The organism is Streptomyces monomycini (assembly GCF_022271435.1).
GTDB classification, from domain to species: domain Bacteria; phylum Actinomycetota; class Actinomycetes; order Streptomycetales; family Streptomycetaceae; genus Streptomyces; species Streptomyces monomycini.
In genome coordinates, this window is record NZ_JAFIQY010000002.1 from 25,493 (window position 1) to 39,756 (window position 14,264).

At 72.1% G+C, this 14,264-nt stretch carries 13 protein-coding genes; 8 read left to right on the forward strand and 5 right to left on the reverse strand.

The annotated features are described in order from the left end of the window. Positions 1-37 precede the first annotated feature (37 nt). On the reverse strand, positions 38-1,555 hold the full coding sequence (locus JXZ78_RS02770) for a gamma-aminobutyraldehyde dehydrogenase (RefSeq protein ID WP_030017356.1): 1,518 nt from the start codon (positions 1,553-1,555) through the stop codon (positions 38-40). Positions 1,556-1,787: 232 nt separating this feature from the next. On the opposite strand from JXZ78_RS02770, the gene ybiA reads away from it, so the two are divergent. Beyond that, positions 1,788-2,507, forward strand: a complete 720-nt coding sequence (ybiA, locus tag JXZ78_RS02775; RefSeq protein ID WP_078623918.1) for a riboflavin biosynthesis intermediates N-glycosidase — start codon at positions 1,788-1,790, stop codon at positions 2,505-2,507. On the opposite strand, the gene JXZ78_RS02780 is transcribed toward ybiA, so the two are convergent. Beyond that, positions 2,504-3,289 carry a DUF4190 domain-containing protein gene (locus JXZ78_RS02780; protein WP_050501986.1) on the reverse strand — a complete coding sequence of 262 codons (786 nt, stop codon included), beginning with the start codon at positions 3,287-3,289 and terminating at the stop codon, positions 2,504-2,506. The genes ybiA and JXZ78_RS02780 overlap by 4 nt on opposite strands. 335 nt (positions 3,290-3,624) lie before the next feature. Here JXZ78_RS02780 and JXZ78_RS02785 point away from each other — a divergent pair, with 335 nt between their 5' ends. Together JXZ78_RS02785 and JXZ78_RS02790 are read left to right on the forward strand one after the other, a co-directional pair. Then, a complete protein-coding gene (locus tag JXZ78_RS02785) occupies positions 3,625-4,647 on the forward strand; it encodes an adenosine deaminase (RefSeq protein WP_030017359.1) in 1,023 nt (340 codons plus the stop codon). Then, complete coding sequence (locus tag JXZ78_RS02790; protein ID WP_078623919.1) at positions 4,644-5,396, forward strand: glycerophosphodiester phosphodiesterase; 753 nt, start codon at positions 4,644-4,646, stop codon at positions 5,394-5,396. The genes JXZ78_RS02785 and JXZ78_RS02790 overlap by 4 nt, the downstream gene beginning before the upstream one ends. A 30-nt stretch (positions 5,397-5,426) precedes the next feature. On the opposite strand, the gene JXZ78_RS02795 is transcribed toward JXZ78_RS02790, so the two are convergent. Further along, positions 5,427-5,960 (reverse strand): HXXEE domain-containing protein, encoded by a 534-nt coding sequence (locus tag JXZ78_RS02795; RefSeq protein WP_030017361.1) that lies wholly within the window; start codon positions 5,958-5,960, stop codon positions 5,427-5,429. A gap of 129 nt (positions 5,961-6,089) precedes the next feature. Here JXZ78_RS02795 and JXZ78_RS02800 point away from each other — a divergent pair, with 129 nt between their 5' ends. Beyond that, a complete protein-coding gene (locus JXZ78_RS02800; protein ID WP_030017362.1) occupies positions 6,090-7,049 on the forward strand; it encodes a YobF C-terminal domain-containing protein in 960 nt (319 codons plus the stop codon). A 22-nt stretch (positions 7,050-7,071) separates the two neighbouring features. Here JXZ78_RS02800 and JXZ78_RS02805 read toward each other — a convergent pair whose 3' ends face one another. Both JXZ78_RS02805 and JXZ78_RS02810 read right to left on the reverse strand, forming a co-directional pair. Beyond that, a complete protein-coding gene (locus tag JXZ78_RS02805; protein WP_030017363.1) occupies positions 7,072-8,256 on the reverse strand; it encodes an ABC transporter substrate-binding protein in 1,185 nt (394 codons plus the stop codon). A 119-nt stretch (positions 8,257-8,375) separates the two neighbouring features. After that, complete coding sequence (locus JXZ78_RS02810) at positions 8,376-9,830, reverse strand: gamma-aminobutyraldehyde dehydrogenase (protein ID WP_030017364.1); 1,455 nt, start codon at positions 9,828-9,830, stop codon at positions 8,376-8,378. Positions 9,831-10,009: 179 nt separating this feature from the next. Between JXZ78_RS02810 and JXZ78_RS02815 the strand changes: the two genes are divergently transcribed. The 4 genes from JXZ78_RS02815 (at position 10,010) to JXZ78_RS02830 (ending at position 14,252) form a co-directional block, all read left to right on the forward strand. Continuing rightward, positions 10,010-10,483 carry an Lrp/AsnC family transcriptional regulator gene (locus JXZ78_RS02815; RefSeq protein ID WP_003980199.1) on the forward strand — a complete coding sequence of 158 codons (474 nt, stop codon included), beginning with the start codon at positions 10,010-10,012 and terminating at the stop codon, positions 10,481-10,483. 2 nt (positions 10,484-10,485) lie between these two features. Then, positions 10,486-11,847: an aspartate aminotransferase family protein gene (locus JXZ78_RS02820; protein ID WP_030017365.1), complete on the forward strand. Its 1,362-nt coding sequence runs from the start codon at positions 10,486-10,488 to the stop codon at positions 11,845-11,847. Between the two features lie 480 nt (positions 11,848-12,327). Then, entirely contained in the window at positions 12,328-13,059 is a 732-nt protein-coding gene (locus JXZ78_RS02825) for an ABC transporter ATP-binding protein (protein ID WP_030017366.1), read from the forward strand. Beyond that, the gene (locus tag JXZ78_RS02830) at positions 13,041-14,252 is read left to right on the forward strand and encodes a hypothetical protein (protein WP_238782639.1); all 1,212 of its coding nucleotides are present in this window, start codon (positions 13,041-13,043) and stop codon (positions 14,250-14,252) included. The genes JXZ78_RS02825 and JXZ78_RS02830 overlap by 19 nt, the downstream gene beginning before the upstream one ends. Positions 14,253-14,264 lie beyond the last annotated feature (12 nt).

The following is a 14,264-nucleotide window of genomic DNA, read 5'->3' on the forward strand; positions in this document are numbered from 1 at the left end:
AGCCCGGTGGTCAGCCGGTGACGATGGCCGTTCCGCGTCAGGCGCGGTCCCCGAAGACGGTCCGGTGCCAGTCCTTCCTCGCGGCCCCGGTGTTGTCGTACATGACGTGCTTGACCTGCGTGTAGTCCTCGAAGGAGTACGCGGACATGTCCTTGCCGAAGCCACTGGCCTTGTAGCCGCCGTGCGGCATCTCGCTGAGGATCGGGATGTGGTCGTTGACCCAGACGCAGCCCGCCTTGATCTCGCGGGAGGCGCGGCCGGTGCGGTAGACGTCCCGGCTCCAGGCGGAGGCCGCCAGGCCGTACGGGGTGTCGTTGGCGAGCGCGATGCCCTCGTCGTCGCTGTCGAAGGGCAGCACGACCAGCACCGGGCCGAAGATCTCCTGCTGTACGGCCTCGCTGTCCTGCGCGGCGCCCGTGATGAGCGTGGGCCGGTAGTACGCGCCCTTGGCCAGGTCGCCCTGGGGCGCCTCGCCGCCCGTGACGACGGTGGCGTAGGACCGGGCGCGCTCGACGAAACCGGCGACCCGGTCGCGCTGGGTGTGCGAGACCAGCGGGCCGAGATCGGTGGCCGGGTCGAACGGGTCACCGAGCCGTACGGTCGCCATCAGGTCGGCGACGCCGCTGACGAACGCGTCGTACAGCGGGCGCTGTACGTAGGCGCGGGTGGCGGCGGTGCAGTCCTGCCCGGAGTTGATCAGGGCGCCGGCCACCGCGCCGTGCACCGCCGCCTCCAGGTCGGCGTCGTCGAAGACCACGAAGGGCGCCTTGCCGCCGAGTTCGAGGTGCAGCCGTTTGACGGTGCTCGTGGCGATCTCGGCGACCCGCTTGCCGACCGCCGTCGAGCCGGTGAAGGAGGTCATGGCGACGTCGGGGTGGGCGGCCAGGTGCTCGCCGGCCTCCCGGCCCGCGCCGGAGACGATGTTGAGCACGCCGTCCGGGATACCCGCCTCGGTGGCCGCCTGCGCGAACATCAAGGAGGTCAGCGGCGTGATCTCGGCGGGCTTCAGGACGATCGTGTTGCCCGCGGCGATGGCCGGCAGCACCTTCCAGGCCGCCATCTGCAACGGGTAGTTCCACGGCGCGATCGAGCCGACGACGCCGATGGGCTCGCGGCGGACCACGGAGGTGTGGCCGGGGCTGTACTCCCCCGCCGACCTGCCCTCCAGATGCCGCGCGGCGCCCGCGAAGAAGGCCGCGTTGTCGACCGAGCCCGGTACGTCGAACTCCTCGCTGAGCTTGACCGGCTTGCCGCACTGCAGCGACTCGGCGTACGCCAGCTCGCCGGCCCGTTCGCCCAGGACGGCGGCGAAGCGGTGCAGGGCGTTTGAGCGCTCGCCCGGGGTCGCGCCCGCCCAGCCGGGGAAGGCGTCCGCCGCGGCCCGTACGGCCGTGTCCACGTCCGCCGTCGAGGCCAGCCGGTAGCTGAACACCTGCTCGCCGGTGGCCGGATCGACCACCTGCTGGCTGCGGCCGGAACTGCCGTCCCGGAGCTCGCCGGCGAGGTACTGCGCGCCCTCGGCGAAACGTTCGTGCACGTCGAATCGCTGAACCATGGTGCTCTCCTCCGCCGGGCGCCGGGGCCGCTCGGCGGCACATCCAGGCGTAGCTCTTTCCGGAATTGATGGCTGATCTTGACAGAGGGACAGGGCCTCAACAAGTGATTCCGTTGTTGCCTTTTGGTTACGCGACGGATTCTGCGATTTCCGTCGTGGGGCACCCCGACACGTTGTCAGTGCCCGCTGACAGAATCCCGGCATGATGCACGACGGCACGGGGGGTACGGGGATGAACGAGGCAGCGGGACAGGACGGGGCAGGCGCGGCGGAGACCGGGGCGGGCCCGGTGGGGGCGGCGCCTGCCGGGGCCGACGGGCCGCGGTCGGTGGCGGAGCTGACCGCCGGGGCGGCCGCGGGAAAGCGGCACGCATACATCTTCTTCTGGGGCCATGCGCCACGCCGCGACGGGCAGCTCGGGGCGAGCTGCTTCAGCCAGTGGTGGCCCGCTCCGTTCACGGTCGACGGCGTGCGGTACGCCACCGCCGAGCACTGGATGATGGCCTGCAAGGCCCGGTTGTTCGGCGACCCCGAGGCGGAGCGGCGGGCGGTGTCCGCCATCCACCCGAAGCAGGCGAAGGACGCCGGCCGCTCGGTGCGCGGCTTCGACCACGCGGAGTGGGAGCGGCACCGCTTCGGGTTCGTGGTCGACGGCAACGTGCACAAGTTCGGCCAGGACCCCGCCCTGCGCGACTACCTGCTCGGCACCGGCTCCCGCGTCCTCGTCGAGGCCAGCCCGACGGACCGGATATGGGGCATCGGCCTGGCCGCCGACGACGAGCGCGCACCGGACCCGGCACGCTGGCGCGGCCTCAACCTGCTCGGCTTCGCCTTGATGGAGGCGCGCCAGCGGCTGGCCGCGGAAGCGGAGAGGGCAACGGCGACAGGAGCGGAGGCCGGGACGGGAACGGGAATGGGGCCGGGGACGGGAGTGGCGTCCGCGAAGGGCTAGGCGGAGACGACGAGCCGGCCGCGGGAGTGCGCCGGCAGGGCGGGAACCGCGGCCGGGTCGGCGGACACGGCCTCGAAGGTGCGCGGGCCGGGGGCGGGCGCGGCTTGGTACGTGTCCGGACCGTCGTCGTCGGCACCGGAGCCGCCGGAGGAGCCGCCGCCCGAGCCGCCTCCGGAGGTCGAGCCGCCGGAGCTGTCGCCGTAGTAGCCGGGGTACCACGGGTCGTCGTCGCCCGGATCGGTGGCGTACGCCATCACGACCCAGCAGAGCATGACCCCGCTCAGCAGCAGCGCCACACCGCCCAGCACCATCCCGGCCAGCGCGCTTCCGCCGTTGTCCGCCTCGCCCCTGGACACCTTCCCGCGCCCGAGAGCGCCGAAAATGATCGCGAGCACACCGAGGAGGACGCCGAACACGATCGTGAAGCAGAGGGTGGCACCGACGATCCCGAGGACGAGAGCGGCCGTGCCGTAACCGTTGTTCGGCCCGGCAGGCGCCCAGTAGGGCTGATAGCCGGGCGGCAGGTGCTGCCCCGGGTTGCCGCCGGGGTACAGCGCAACGCCCGGGCCGGAAGGGCCGCAAGGGGGCTGGGCAGCGCCGTAGGGAAGCTGAGTGGTGCCGTCCGGGGCTTCGGGCTGCTGCCCGTCCGCCCCGGTGCCGGATATGGGCGGCACTCCGGAACCGGAGGGACCGGAAGGCGCGTCCGTACCCGCCGCCCCCGGCGCGGGTGGCGGCGGCGGCACGTCGTACCGGCCGCCCGGAGCCACCGGCTTGCTCAGCACGTCGGAACCGTTCGGACCCCCGGAGGCAGCGGGCCCGTCCGCGGTGCCCGAAGCACTCGCCCCTCCCGCAGTGCCCGAAGCTCCCGCAGCACCCGAAGCGCTCACCGGCGACGCGGGCCGCGGGCTCCGGTCCTCCGGCGGCGCCCACGGGTCGCGCGGCTCGGGCTGCTCACGGTCGGACATCGACATCCCCACATTCCCCCCACGGTCACGGTCCGCCCATGCTAAGACCTGCTCCGTTCCGCCAAGACCTGCGCCGTTCGGGCCGCCGGGGCCCGCATACGATGGCCACCGTCCGCAGCACGCCCAGCTCGCCCCTCGACCAGGAGGAACCGTTGTCCGATCTCGACGCCTTCATCGCCGGACTGCCCAAGGCGGAGCTGCACGTCCACCACGTCGGATCGGCGTCCCCCCGCATCGTCGCCGAGCTGGCCGCCCGTCACCCGGACTCCGCGGTCCCCACCGACCCCGAGGCGCTCACCGACTACTTCACCTTCCGCGACTTCGCCCACTTCATCCAGGTCTACCTCTCCGTCGTGGACCTCATCCGGGACGCCACGGACGTCCGGCTGCTGACGTACGAGGTCGCCCGCGACATGGCGCGGCAGAACATCCGCTACGCCGAGCTGACCGTCACCCCGTACAGCTCCACCCGCCGCGGCATCCCCGACGAGGCGTTCGTCGAGGCCATCGAGGACGCGCGCCGGGCGGCGGAGACCGAGCTGGGCGTGGTGCTGCGCTGGTGCTTCGACATCCCCGGCGAGGCCGGGCTGGACGCGGCCGAGGAGACCACGCGGATCGCCTGCGACCTGCGGCCGGAGGGCCTGGTCTCGTTCGGGCTCGGCGGCCCGGAGATCGGCGTGCCGCGCCCGCAGTTCAAGCCGTACTTCGACCGCGCCATCGCCGCGGGCCTGCGCTCGGTCCCGCACGCCGGCGAGACCACCGGCCCGCAGACCGTCTGGGACGCGCTGACCGACCTGCGCGCCGAGCGGATCGGGCACGGCACCAGCTCCGTCCAGGACCCGAAGCTGCTGGCCCACCTCGCCGAGCACCGCATCCCGCTGGAGGTCTGCCCGACCTCGAACATCGCCACCCGCGCCGTGCGCACCCTCGACGAGCACCCGCTCAAGGAGATGGTCGACGCGGGGGTGCTGGTGACGATCAACAGTGACGACCCGCCGATGTTCGGCACCGATCTGTGCCTGGAGTACGGGGTCGCCGCGCGCCTGCTGGACCTCGACGCCGCCGGGGTCGCCGCCTTGGCCAAGAACGCCGTCGAGGCGTCGTTCATGGACGTCGCCGCCAAGGCGGCACTGGCCGCGGAGATCGACGACTACACCGCGGCGTGGCCGCGATGAGGGCCGGACGCCACGCCCCGGCCCCGCCGCGGGCGCTGCCGGCCCGTCCGGCCGCACCGGCGTCCGCCACCGGGCGGCGGGTCGCGGTCATCGGTCACCGCGGCGCCCCGTACGACCACCGCGAGAACACCCTCGCCTCGCTCGGCGCCGCGCTCGCAGCGGGCGCCGACGCGGTCGAGATCGACGTTCGGCTGACCGCCGACCGGGTGCCGGTCCTGCTGCACGACCCCACGCTGGAACGCCTGTGGGGCCACGACCGCCGGCTCTCCTCGCTGACCTGCGCCCAGGTGGACGAGGTCACGGCGGGCGGTGTGCCCACACTGCGCGCCGCCCTCGCCCTCATCGCCGAGTACCCGTCCGCCCGCGCCCTGATCGACCTCCCGGACCCGGCGGCCGCGAAGTCCGCCGTCGGCGAGGTCCACGAATCCGGCGCCGGCGACCGCGCGTACTACTGCGGCGGCGGCCTGTCCATGCTGGCCGTCCGCGCTGCCGACCCGGCCGCCGAACTGGCCCTGTCCTGGTCCCGTACGGCCCCGCCCCGCCCCGAACTGCTGGCCCGCGTCCACCCCCGCTGGCTGAACTACCACTTCGGCCTCATCACCCCTGACCTGGTCGAACGGGCCCACGGCGACGGCTACCTGTGCGCCGCCTGGACCACCGACACGCCCCGCGCCGCGCGCCGCCTCCAGCGCGCGGGCGTCGACGCCGTCACGACCAACCGGGTGGCCGCCGTACGCGCCGCGCTCTGACGCCTACGGGTCCGGCCCCGGCCCGTCGGCTCAGCGCTTCACCAGCCGCCGCGCCACGAAGTGGGACAGTGCCGTGGCCGCTCCGGCCACGGCCAGCCCGCTCACCACCCCGCGCGCGTCCGTGGGCCGGAGGCGCCCCGCGCGCCGCAGCCTGCCGCGCGCCCACACGGCGTACGGGATGACGATCAGCGGTGAGGTGACCGAGCCGGGCGTGTAACCGCGTACGGCCACGGCCTGTGCCAGGTGGACCAGGCCGTGCAGCCCGAACCCGTCCACCGCACCCTGGAAGAAGGCCGACCGGCCGCCGGTGCGGTGCCCGCGCGCCGAGGCGGCGGCCACGATCACCGCCACGGCACCCACCGCGACCGTGAACTCCCGCTGATCGACGCCCTCCAGCGCAGTCCAGAGCCGCTCCGGCGCCCCGGAAAACCGTTCCCGCAGCTCCGGCAGGTGCTCCCGTATCCATCGTGGCCCGAAGGCCACCTCCTCCGCGTCGTGCAGCGCCCAGGCAGCGAGCAGTCCGAACGTGACAGCGGGGCTCATGTCCTGCGTGATCTCCGACATGACCGCCGAGTCTGCCACGGCGCCGAAACCCGCCCCCACCCGGCCACTTGCGCACCCTCTTGACCTTCTCACGGTGTCAAGCAGTCCACTGAGGAACGCCCCCCTCCTGCCCACTCACCGAGGACTGCCATGCTCACCTACATCGGCTCCGGCCCGTACTGTTACAGCAATTCCCTGGCGATGATGCTCGGCCCCGACGCCACCCCGCCGACCGCCGTCATCGAAACCCTCACCGGCTCCCCGTTCGGCGTCCAGCTCATCGGCGGCACCATGCCCCTGTTCGACCCGTACGGCTGGGACCCGGAGCGCGGCCTGGACGCCGCCGTACCGGCGCTCGGCCTGCACTGCGTACGCGATGCGGGCGGTACCGAGGACACCGAGGACGAGGCACTGACCCGCCTGCGCGCCGCCTGCGCGCAAGGCCCCGTCGTGGCCGGCCCGCTGGAGATGGGTCTGCTCCGTTACCAGCACGGCTCCGGCACCGCGATCGGCGCCGACCACTACGTGGTCGTCCTCGCGGTCGAGAACAACACCGTCCTCCTCCACGACCCGCACGGCCACCCCTACGCGACCCTCCCCGCCTCGGCGTTCGCCGCCGCCTGGCGCGCGGAGACGGTGCCGTACACCGACGACACCTACGTGATGCGCTCCGCCTTCACCCAAGAGCGGACCGTGGACCCGACGGACGCCCTCCGGCAGTCCCTACCCGGCGCCGTACGGTGGCTGGCCGGCCGCGACGACCTGCCGGTCCCGCCGGGAACGCTGGGCGGAGCCGCCGCACTCGAAGCCCTCGCAGACCAGGCCGCCGAGGGCGGCCTGCCCTCCGAAACCCGCGACCTGCTCGCTTCCTTCGCCGTCCAGGTCGGCGCCCGCCGCCTCCACGACGCAGCGGCATGCCTGAGCACCCTGGGCCTGACCACCCCGGCCGCCCTACTGGCCGAACAATCCCGCATCCTCGGCAGTTTGCAGTACCCCGCCGCCTCCGGCGACAACCAAGCGCTGGAAGCAGGCCTGCGACAACTCGCCCCCACGTACGAGCAACTGCGCACAACCCTGGAGGAAGCCGTCGCGCAGGGCGCGCCTCGCTGAACAGCGCGACGCCCCCGCCACCTCAAAGCCCCACGATCCCGTTCCACTCCTTCGCGAACGCCGGGCGCTCCTTGGAGGTGATGTCGCGGGCGATGGCCAGTCGCTTGCGCAGGGCGCCGTCCGGGAAGACCAGCGGGTCCTCGGCCAGTGCGGCGCGTTCCTCGTCCTTGGAGGAGGCGAGGACGTCTCGCGCGGCCGGCACCGGGCAGACGTAGTTGACCCAGACGGCCAGTTCGGCGGCGATCTCCGGCCGGTAGTAGAAGTCGATCAGCTGTTCCGCGTTGCGTTTGTGCTCGGCGCGGCCGGGGATCATCAGGCTCTCCGCCCACAGTTCGGCGCCCTCCTGCGGCACCACGAACTCGATGTCCGGGTTGTCCTGTTTGAGCTGGACGACGTCGCCCGAGTACGCCTGCGCAGCGAGCACGTCCCCCGAGGCCAGGTCCTTGATGTAGTCGTTGCCGGTGAAGCGCCGGATGTGCTTCTTGTCCACGAGGCGGCGGATGCGTTCCGTCATCCGATGGAAGTCGGTCTCCGTCCAGCGCGTGATGTCGACCCCGTCGCCCTGCATGAGCATCGCGAAGGACTCGTCCAGGCCGGACAGCAGCGTCACCCGCCCGCGCAGGTCGTCCTTCCACAGGTCGGCGGTGTGCTGGATCTCCCGGCCGAGCTTCTTGCGGTTGTACGCGATGCCGGTGATGCCCGACTGCCAGGGGACGCTGTGCTTGCGCCCGGGGTCGAAGTGCGGGGTACGCAGCAGCGGGTCGAGGTGGAGCGCGACATTGGGCTGCCGGGAGCGGTCCATCTCCTGCACCCATCCCAGGCGTACGAAGCGGCCGCACATCCAGTCGCTGACGACGATCAGGTCGCGGCCGGTCGGCCGGCGGTTCATCAGGGCGGGGCTGATCTTGCCGAAGAACTCGTCGTTGTCGTTGATCTCCTCGGTGTACGTCACCGAGATGCCGGTGTGCTGCTCGAACGCCTCCAGGGTCGGCCGCCGCTGCTGGTCGTGCTCGTCCACGTCGATGTAGAGCGGCCAGTTGGCGAAGGTCAGGCGCCGGTCGCGGGCCGAGCGGTCGGGGGCCGCGCGGTCGCCGGGGGCGACGTACGCGGCGGGCACTCCGCATCCGGCCGCCAGCGCGGCCAGCGCCCCGGCCGCTCCCGTACCGACCGTGCCCCGAAGCAGCGAACGCCGCGATAGTTCACCCATGGCGAGCACTCTCACGCGGCGTGGGCGGCGGGGGCAAGCGACAGAACGTCGCCTGCCGGGGCGCTGCCCACGACGGAGTGACGGGCGGCACAACGCGGTGTGCCGCCCGGCGGACGGACTCAGCCGTCCAGCGACGTCATCACGTGCTTGACGCGCGTGTAGTCCTCGAAGCCGTAGCCCGAGAGGTCCTTGCCGTAACCGGACTTCTTGAAGCCGCCGTGCGGCATCTCGGCGACCAGCGGGATGTGGGTGTTGATCCACACGCAGCCGAAGTCCAGCTTCTTGGACATCCGCATGGCCCGCGCGTGGTCCTTGGTCCACACCGACGAGGCCAGCGCGTACTCCACACCGTTCGACCACTCGACGGCCTGGTCCTCGTCCCGGAAGGACTGGACGGTGATGACCGGGCCGAAGACCTCCTGCTGGACGATCTCGTCGTCCTGCTTCAGGCCGGAGACGACGGTCGGGGCGTAGAAGTACCCCTTCTCGCCGACCTGGTGGCCGCCCGCCTCGATCTTGGCGTGCGCGGGCAGGCCGTCGATGAAGCGCTTGACCTGCGCCAGCTGGTTGGCGTTGTTCAGCGGCCCGTAGAACACGTCCTCGTCGTCCACCGCGCCGGTCTTGGTGTCGGCGGCGGCCTTGGCGAGCGCGGTCACGAACTCGTCGTGGATGGACTCGTGGACGAGCACCCGGGTCGCGGCCGTGCAGTCCTGGCCCGCGTTGAAGTAGCCCGCCTCCGCGATGCCCTCGACCGCCTTGGCGATGTCGGTGTCCTCGAAGACCACGACCGGCGCCTTGCCGCCCAGCTCCAGGTGGACCCGCTTGAGGTCCTTGGACGCGGACTCGGCGACCTGCATACCGGCCCGTACGGAGCCGGTGATCGAGGCCATCGCCGGGGTCTTGTGCTCGACCATCAGACGGCCGGTGTCACGGTCGCCGCAGATGACGTTGAAGACGCCGCGGGAGTGGCCCAGCTCGTCCAGCACACTGCCGATGATCTCGGCGATCAGCACGGTCGAGGCGGGCGTGGTGTCGGAGGGCTTGAGGACGACGGTGTTGCCCGCGGCCAGCGCCGGGGCGAACTTCCACACCGCCATCATCATGGGGTAGTTCCACGGCGCGACCTGCGCGCAGACGCCGACCGGCTCCCGGCGGACGATGGACGTCAGACCGTCCATGTACTCGCCCGCGGCGCGGCCCTCCAGCATCCGGGCGGCGCCCGCGAAGAAGCGGATCTGGTCCACCATCGGAGGGATCTCCTCCGAGCGGACGAGCGCGACGGGCTTGCCGCAGTTCTCCGACTCGGCGGCGATCAGCTCCTCGGCCCGCTCCTCGAAGCGGTCAGCGATCTTGAGCAGGACCTTCTGGCGCTCGGCCGGCACCAGGTCGCGCCAGGCGGGGAACGCGGCCTCGGCGGCGGCCATCGCGGCGTCGACGTCCGCGGCGGCGGACAGCGGAGCGGTGGCGTACGCCTCACCCGTGGCCGGGTTGACCACCTCCGTGGTCCGCCCGTCGGCGGCGTCCCGGAACTCCCCGTCGATGTAGTTGCGCAGCCGACGCAGTTCGGTGGTCACGAGCGACCCCTCCTAGTCAGGTGTCCAGTGCTTGAGATGCCCACCCTAGCCAGGAAGTCAACGTTTTCGACATACCCGTCAAGGGTGAACGACGAAATCAGTGGCGTCGAGATCTACAGACAACTGATTTCATCGAATCGGGGTTGCGGGACTGACGAGGCTCGTGCACAGTGAGGGATGTGGCCACTCGTGACAGAAACGGCACCCAGTCGATCGACTCCGTCTCCCTGGCGATCATCGAGCAGCTCCAGGAGGACGGCCGCCGTCCGTACGCCGCGATCGGCAAGGCCGTCGGCCTGTCCGAGGCGGCGGTGCGGCAACGCGTACAGAAACTGCTCGACCAAGGCGTGATGCAGATCGTCGCGGTCACCGACCCCCTCACGGTCGGCTTCCGACGGCAGGCGATGGTCGGGATCAACGTCGAAGGTGACCTCGACCCGGTGGCCGACGCCCTGACGGCCATGGAAGAGGTCGAGTACGTCGTCATGACCGCGGGCTCCTTCGATCTCCTCATCGAGATCGTCTGCGAGGACGACGACCACCTGCTGGAAATGATCAACAAGCGGATCCGCACGCTGCCCGGCGTCCGGACGACCGAGAGCTTCGTCTACCTCAAGCTCCGTAAGCAGACCTACACCTGGGGAACCAGATAGCCATGACCGCTGACCTCTCGAAGACGGCCTACGACCACCTGTGGATGCACTTCACCCGCATGTCGTCGTACGAGAACGCCCCCGTGCCGACGATCGTGCGCGGCGAGGGCACCGACATCTACGACGACAAGGGCAAGCGCTACATCGACGGTCTGGCCGGCCTCTTCGTCGTCCAGGCCGGCCACGGCCGCGCCGAACTCGCCGAGACCGCGCTCAAGCAGGCCCAGGAACTGGCCTTCTTCCCCATCTGGTCGTACGCCCACCCCAAGGCCGTCGAGCTGGCCGAGCGGCTGGCCCACTACGCGCCCGGCGACCTGAACAAGGTCTTCTTCACCACCGGCGGCGGCGAGGCCGTCGAGACCGCGTGGAAGCTGGCCAAGCAGTACTTCAAGCTCACCGGCAAGCCCACCAAGCACAAGGTCATATCGCGTGCGGTGGCCTACCACGGCACCCCGCAGGGCGCCCTGTCCATCACCGGACTGCCGGGCCTCAAGGCCCCGTTCGAGCCGCTGGTCCCCGGCGCGCACAAGGTCCCGAACACCAACATCTACCGCGCGCCGCTCTTCGGCGACGACCCGGAGGCGTTCGGCCGCTGGGCCGCCGACCAGATCGAGCAGCAGATCCTCTTCGAGGGCCCGGACACCGTCGCCGCCGTCTTCCTGGAGCCGGTGCAGAACGCGGGCGGCTGCTTCCCGCCCCCGCCCGGCTACTTCCAGCGGGTCCGCGAGATCTGCGACCGGCACGACGTGCTGCTCGTCTCCGACGAGGTCATCTGCGCCTTCGGCCGCCTCGGCACGATGTTCGCCTGCGACAAGTTCGACTACGTACCGGACATGATCACCTGTGCCAAGGGCATGACCTCGGGCTACTCCCCCATCGGCGCCTGCATCATCTCCGACCGGCTGGCCGAGCCGTTCTACAAGGGCGACAACACCTTCCTGCACGGCTACACCTTCGGCGGCCACCCGGTCTCCGCCGCCGTCGCCTGCGCCAACCTCGACATCTTCGAGCGCGAGGGCCTCAACCAGCACGTGCTGGACAAGGAGGACGCCTTCTTCTCGACCCTGAAGAGGCTCCACGACCTGCCCATCGTCGGTGACGTCCGCGGCAACGGGTTCTTCTACGGCATCGAACTCGTCAAGGACAAGACCACGAAGGAATCGTTCAACGACGAGGAGACCGAGCGCGTACTGTACGGCTTCCTCTCCAAGGCCCTCTTCGAGAACGGTCTGTACTGCCGTGCCGACGACCGCGGCGACCCGGTCGTCCAGCTCGCCCCGCCGCTCATCGCCGACCAGCCGGTCTTCGACGAGATCGAGCAGATCCTGCGCGGCACGCTGACGGAGGCCTGGGCGAAGCTCTGACCCGTGCGGAACGGCGGCGCGGGCCCGGGGTCGAGGAGCGTGCGGCGAAAGGCCGCGGCCTCGCCCCGGGCCCGCGGTCCGGTCCGGTCCGGGACTCCGGGCTTGTCGCGTCCACCCGCCCACCTGCCGGTACGTGCGTGCCCGCGCAGCAGGCTCGCGCGCCCGCCCGCGATGCGCGCACGGCCCCGAACTCACGGTCCCGTACGCCCTCCGAGCAGGCGCGGCCCCCTGGCGAGCGCGGGCTCCGGGCGCCGGCCTCCCCTTCCCCCCGCACACCCCGCACCTCCCGCGGCCCCTCCCCGCTCCCCCTTCGCCCAGGTTCTTCATATAAGCGGCCATTTGAGTGAACCTGGGCCGTGGTGCGCGGCGAGCGCCGAATACCGAGGGTCGCCACTCCTTACCGTGCCAGTGACCGATACCCTCCATGGTCGTTCACCCGGTTGGGGGAACGATCGGACGCGACGAGCATGAGGTGCGCAGATGGTGGCCCCACCTGACAACGACGTTCTCTGGGCGCGCGGCCTGCACCACACATACGCCGGCTCCCCCGCGCTCACCGGGGTTTCCCTCGGTGTCCGCGAGGGCGAGATCCTCGCCGTCACCGGTCCGCGCGGCTGCGGCAAGACGACTCTCCTGCGGTGCCTTTCCGGCCAACTTGCCCCGGACAGCGGCGAGATCTGGTTCAACAGTTCACCTGTGCACACGCTCTCCCCGCTCAGCCGTGAACGGCTGCGCCTGGACCGGTTCGGCTGGGTCGACACCGAACCGCACCTCGTCCCCGAACTGTCCGCCTGGGAGAACGCCGCCCTCCCCCTGCTGCTGCGCGGCGTCGGTCACCGCGAAGCCAAGCAGACCGCCGGCGAGTGGCTGGACCGCCTCGACGTGGGCCGGTGCGCCCGCCAACGCCCCGGCCGCCTCGACCAGTCGCAGCGCCAGCGCATCGCCGTCGCCCGCGCCCTGGCCTGCGCGCCGCGTGTCCTGTTCGCCGACGAGCCCACCGCGCCGCTGCACCGCGCCGACGCCGCCCAGGTCCTGCGCGCCATCACCACGGCTGCCCGCTCCCACGACATCACGGTCGTCCTCGCCACCCACGAGCCCGAGGCCGAGACGCTCGCCGACCGCACCGTGGCACTCCTCGACGGCCGTCGCGTCGGCCCCAAGGCCCCCGCCCCCGAGAAGGAAAGCAGGGCAGAGTGCTCGCTCTCCGTCTGACCCTCGGGGCCCACCCCCTCGTCCTGCTGCGCCGCCTGCTCGTGGCCGCCGCCTCCGCGGGCACCGGCTTTCTCCTGCTGGCCGTCCTCGGCCACGCCGCCGCCCACCCGGCGTCGGCCGCGGACGCCTTCGTACGCCTGCTCTGGTGTGCCGTCCCGGTCGCGGCCACCACTCAGCTCGCCGTGTCCGCGGCCCGTACCGACCCCGCGACCCGGCCTCAACGGGGCATGTCCGCCGCCGGGTTGGGGCCGGCCCGGCTGACCCTGATCGCCGCCACCTCCACCGCCGTCTCCTGCGTCCTGGGCAGCTTCTGCGCGCTGCTCGTCTTCCTGGCGCTCCGTGGTGACCTGGGCGGCGCGCCCGCCACCGATTCCGCCACCCGGCTCCTCGGCGCGGGCCACGCCCTCCCGCCGGCCGGCACGTTGCTGCTGCTCGCCGTCGTCCCCCTGGTCGCCTCGGGCACGACCGCGGTCGTCCTGCGCCCCCGCAAGGACGCCCGCGGCGGCCGGCGCGGCGCCCGGGCGGCCGCCGGAACCGGCGAGCCCCTCACGGCGATGGAGACCAACAGTTCGCGTTCCGCCATGCCCGCCGCGCTCCCGTGGGGGATCACCCTGACGGCGGCCGGCCTCGCCCTGGAGACGTACGTCAGCCGGGGCGCCGCCGACGCCGACGCGCTCCTCCCGTTGCCCGAACGCCTCGTCGGCAGCCCGCCGGGTGTCCTGGCGGGCTGGGCGCTGTCCACCCTCGGCCTGGTCCTGGCGGGCCCCGGCCTGACGCAGCTGTCCGGCCGGCTGCTCGCCGCCGGCCGCCCAGGCGCCGTCCGCCTCCTCGCGGGCCGGGTCCTCCAGGAGGAGTCCCGGCGCATCGGCCGTCCGCTCGGCGTGCTCTGCGCGGTCGCCTCCGGCACGTACGCGGCGGTGCAGGTGTACGAAGCCGCCCCCGCCCGGCCGCTCGGGCCCCTCACCGGGCTGGGCGCGGCCCTCGTCCTGGCCTGCGTCACCGCCAGCGCCCTCACGGCGGCCCTGGAAGCCCGCTGGGCCCGTACGCACACCACCGCCGCCCTCCGCCGCCTCGGTACGCCCCGCTCCCTCCTGCACCGCGCCGCCGCTCTCCGCGTCCTGGCCCTTCTTGCCGTCCTGGCCCCCTTGACCTGGGCCATCGCGGAACTCGCCGCCCTGCCTCTGCTCCCCTGACCGCTGACCTGC

Coding starts and splice junctions, on each gene's coding strand:
- JXZ78_RS02790 (WP_078623919.1), top strand. CDS start 4,644: ATGAGGGCCGGACGCCACGCCCCGGCCCCGCCGCGGGCGCTGCCGGCC.
- JXZ78_RS02800 (WP_030017362.1), top strand. CDS start 6,090: ATGCTCACCTACATCGGCTCCGGCCCGTACTGTTACAGCAATTCCCTG.
- JXZ78_RS02820 (WP_030017365.1), top strand. CDS start 10,486: ATGACCGCTGACCTCTCGAAGACGGCCTACGACCACCTGTGGATGCAC.
- JXZ78_RS02770 (WP_030017356.1), bottom strand. CDS start 1,555: ATGGTTCAGCGATTCGACGTGCACGAACGTTTCGCCGAGGGCGCGCAG.
- JXZ78_RS02795 (WP_030017361.1), bottom strand. CDS start 5,960: ATGTCGGAGATCACGCAGGACATGAGCCCCGCTGTCACGTTCGGACTG.
- ybiA (WP_078623918.1), top strand. CDS start 1,788: ATGAACGAGGCAGCGGGACAGGACGGGGCAGGCGCGGCGGAGACCGGG.
- JXZ78_RS02805 (WP_030017363.1), bottom strand. CDS start 8,256: ATGGGTGAACTATCGCGGCGTTCGCTGCTTCGGGGCACGGTCGGTACG.
- JXZ78_RS02825 (WP_030017366.1), top strand. CDS start 12,328: ATGGTGGCCCCACCTGACAACGACGTTCTCTGGGCGCGCGGCCTGCAC.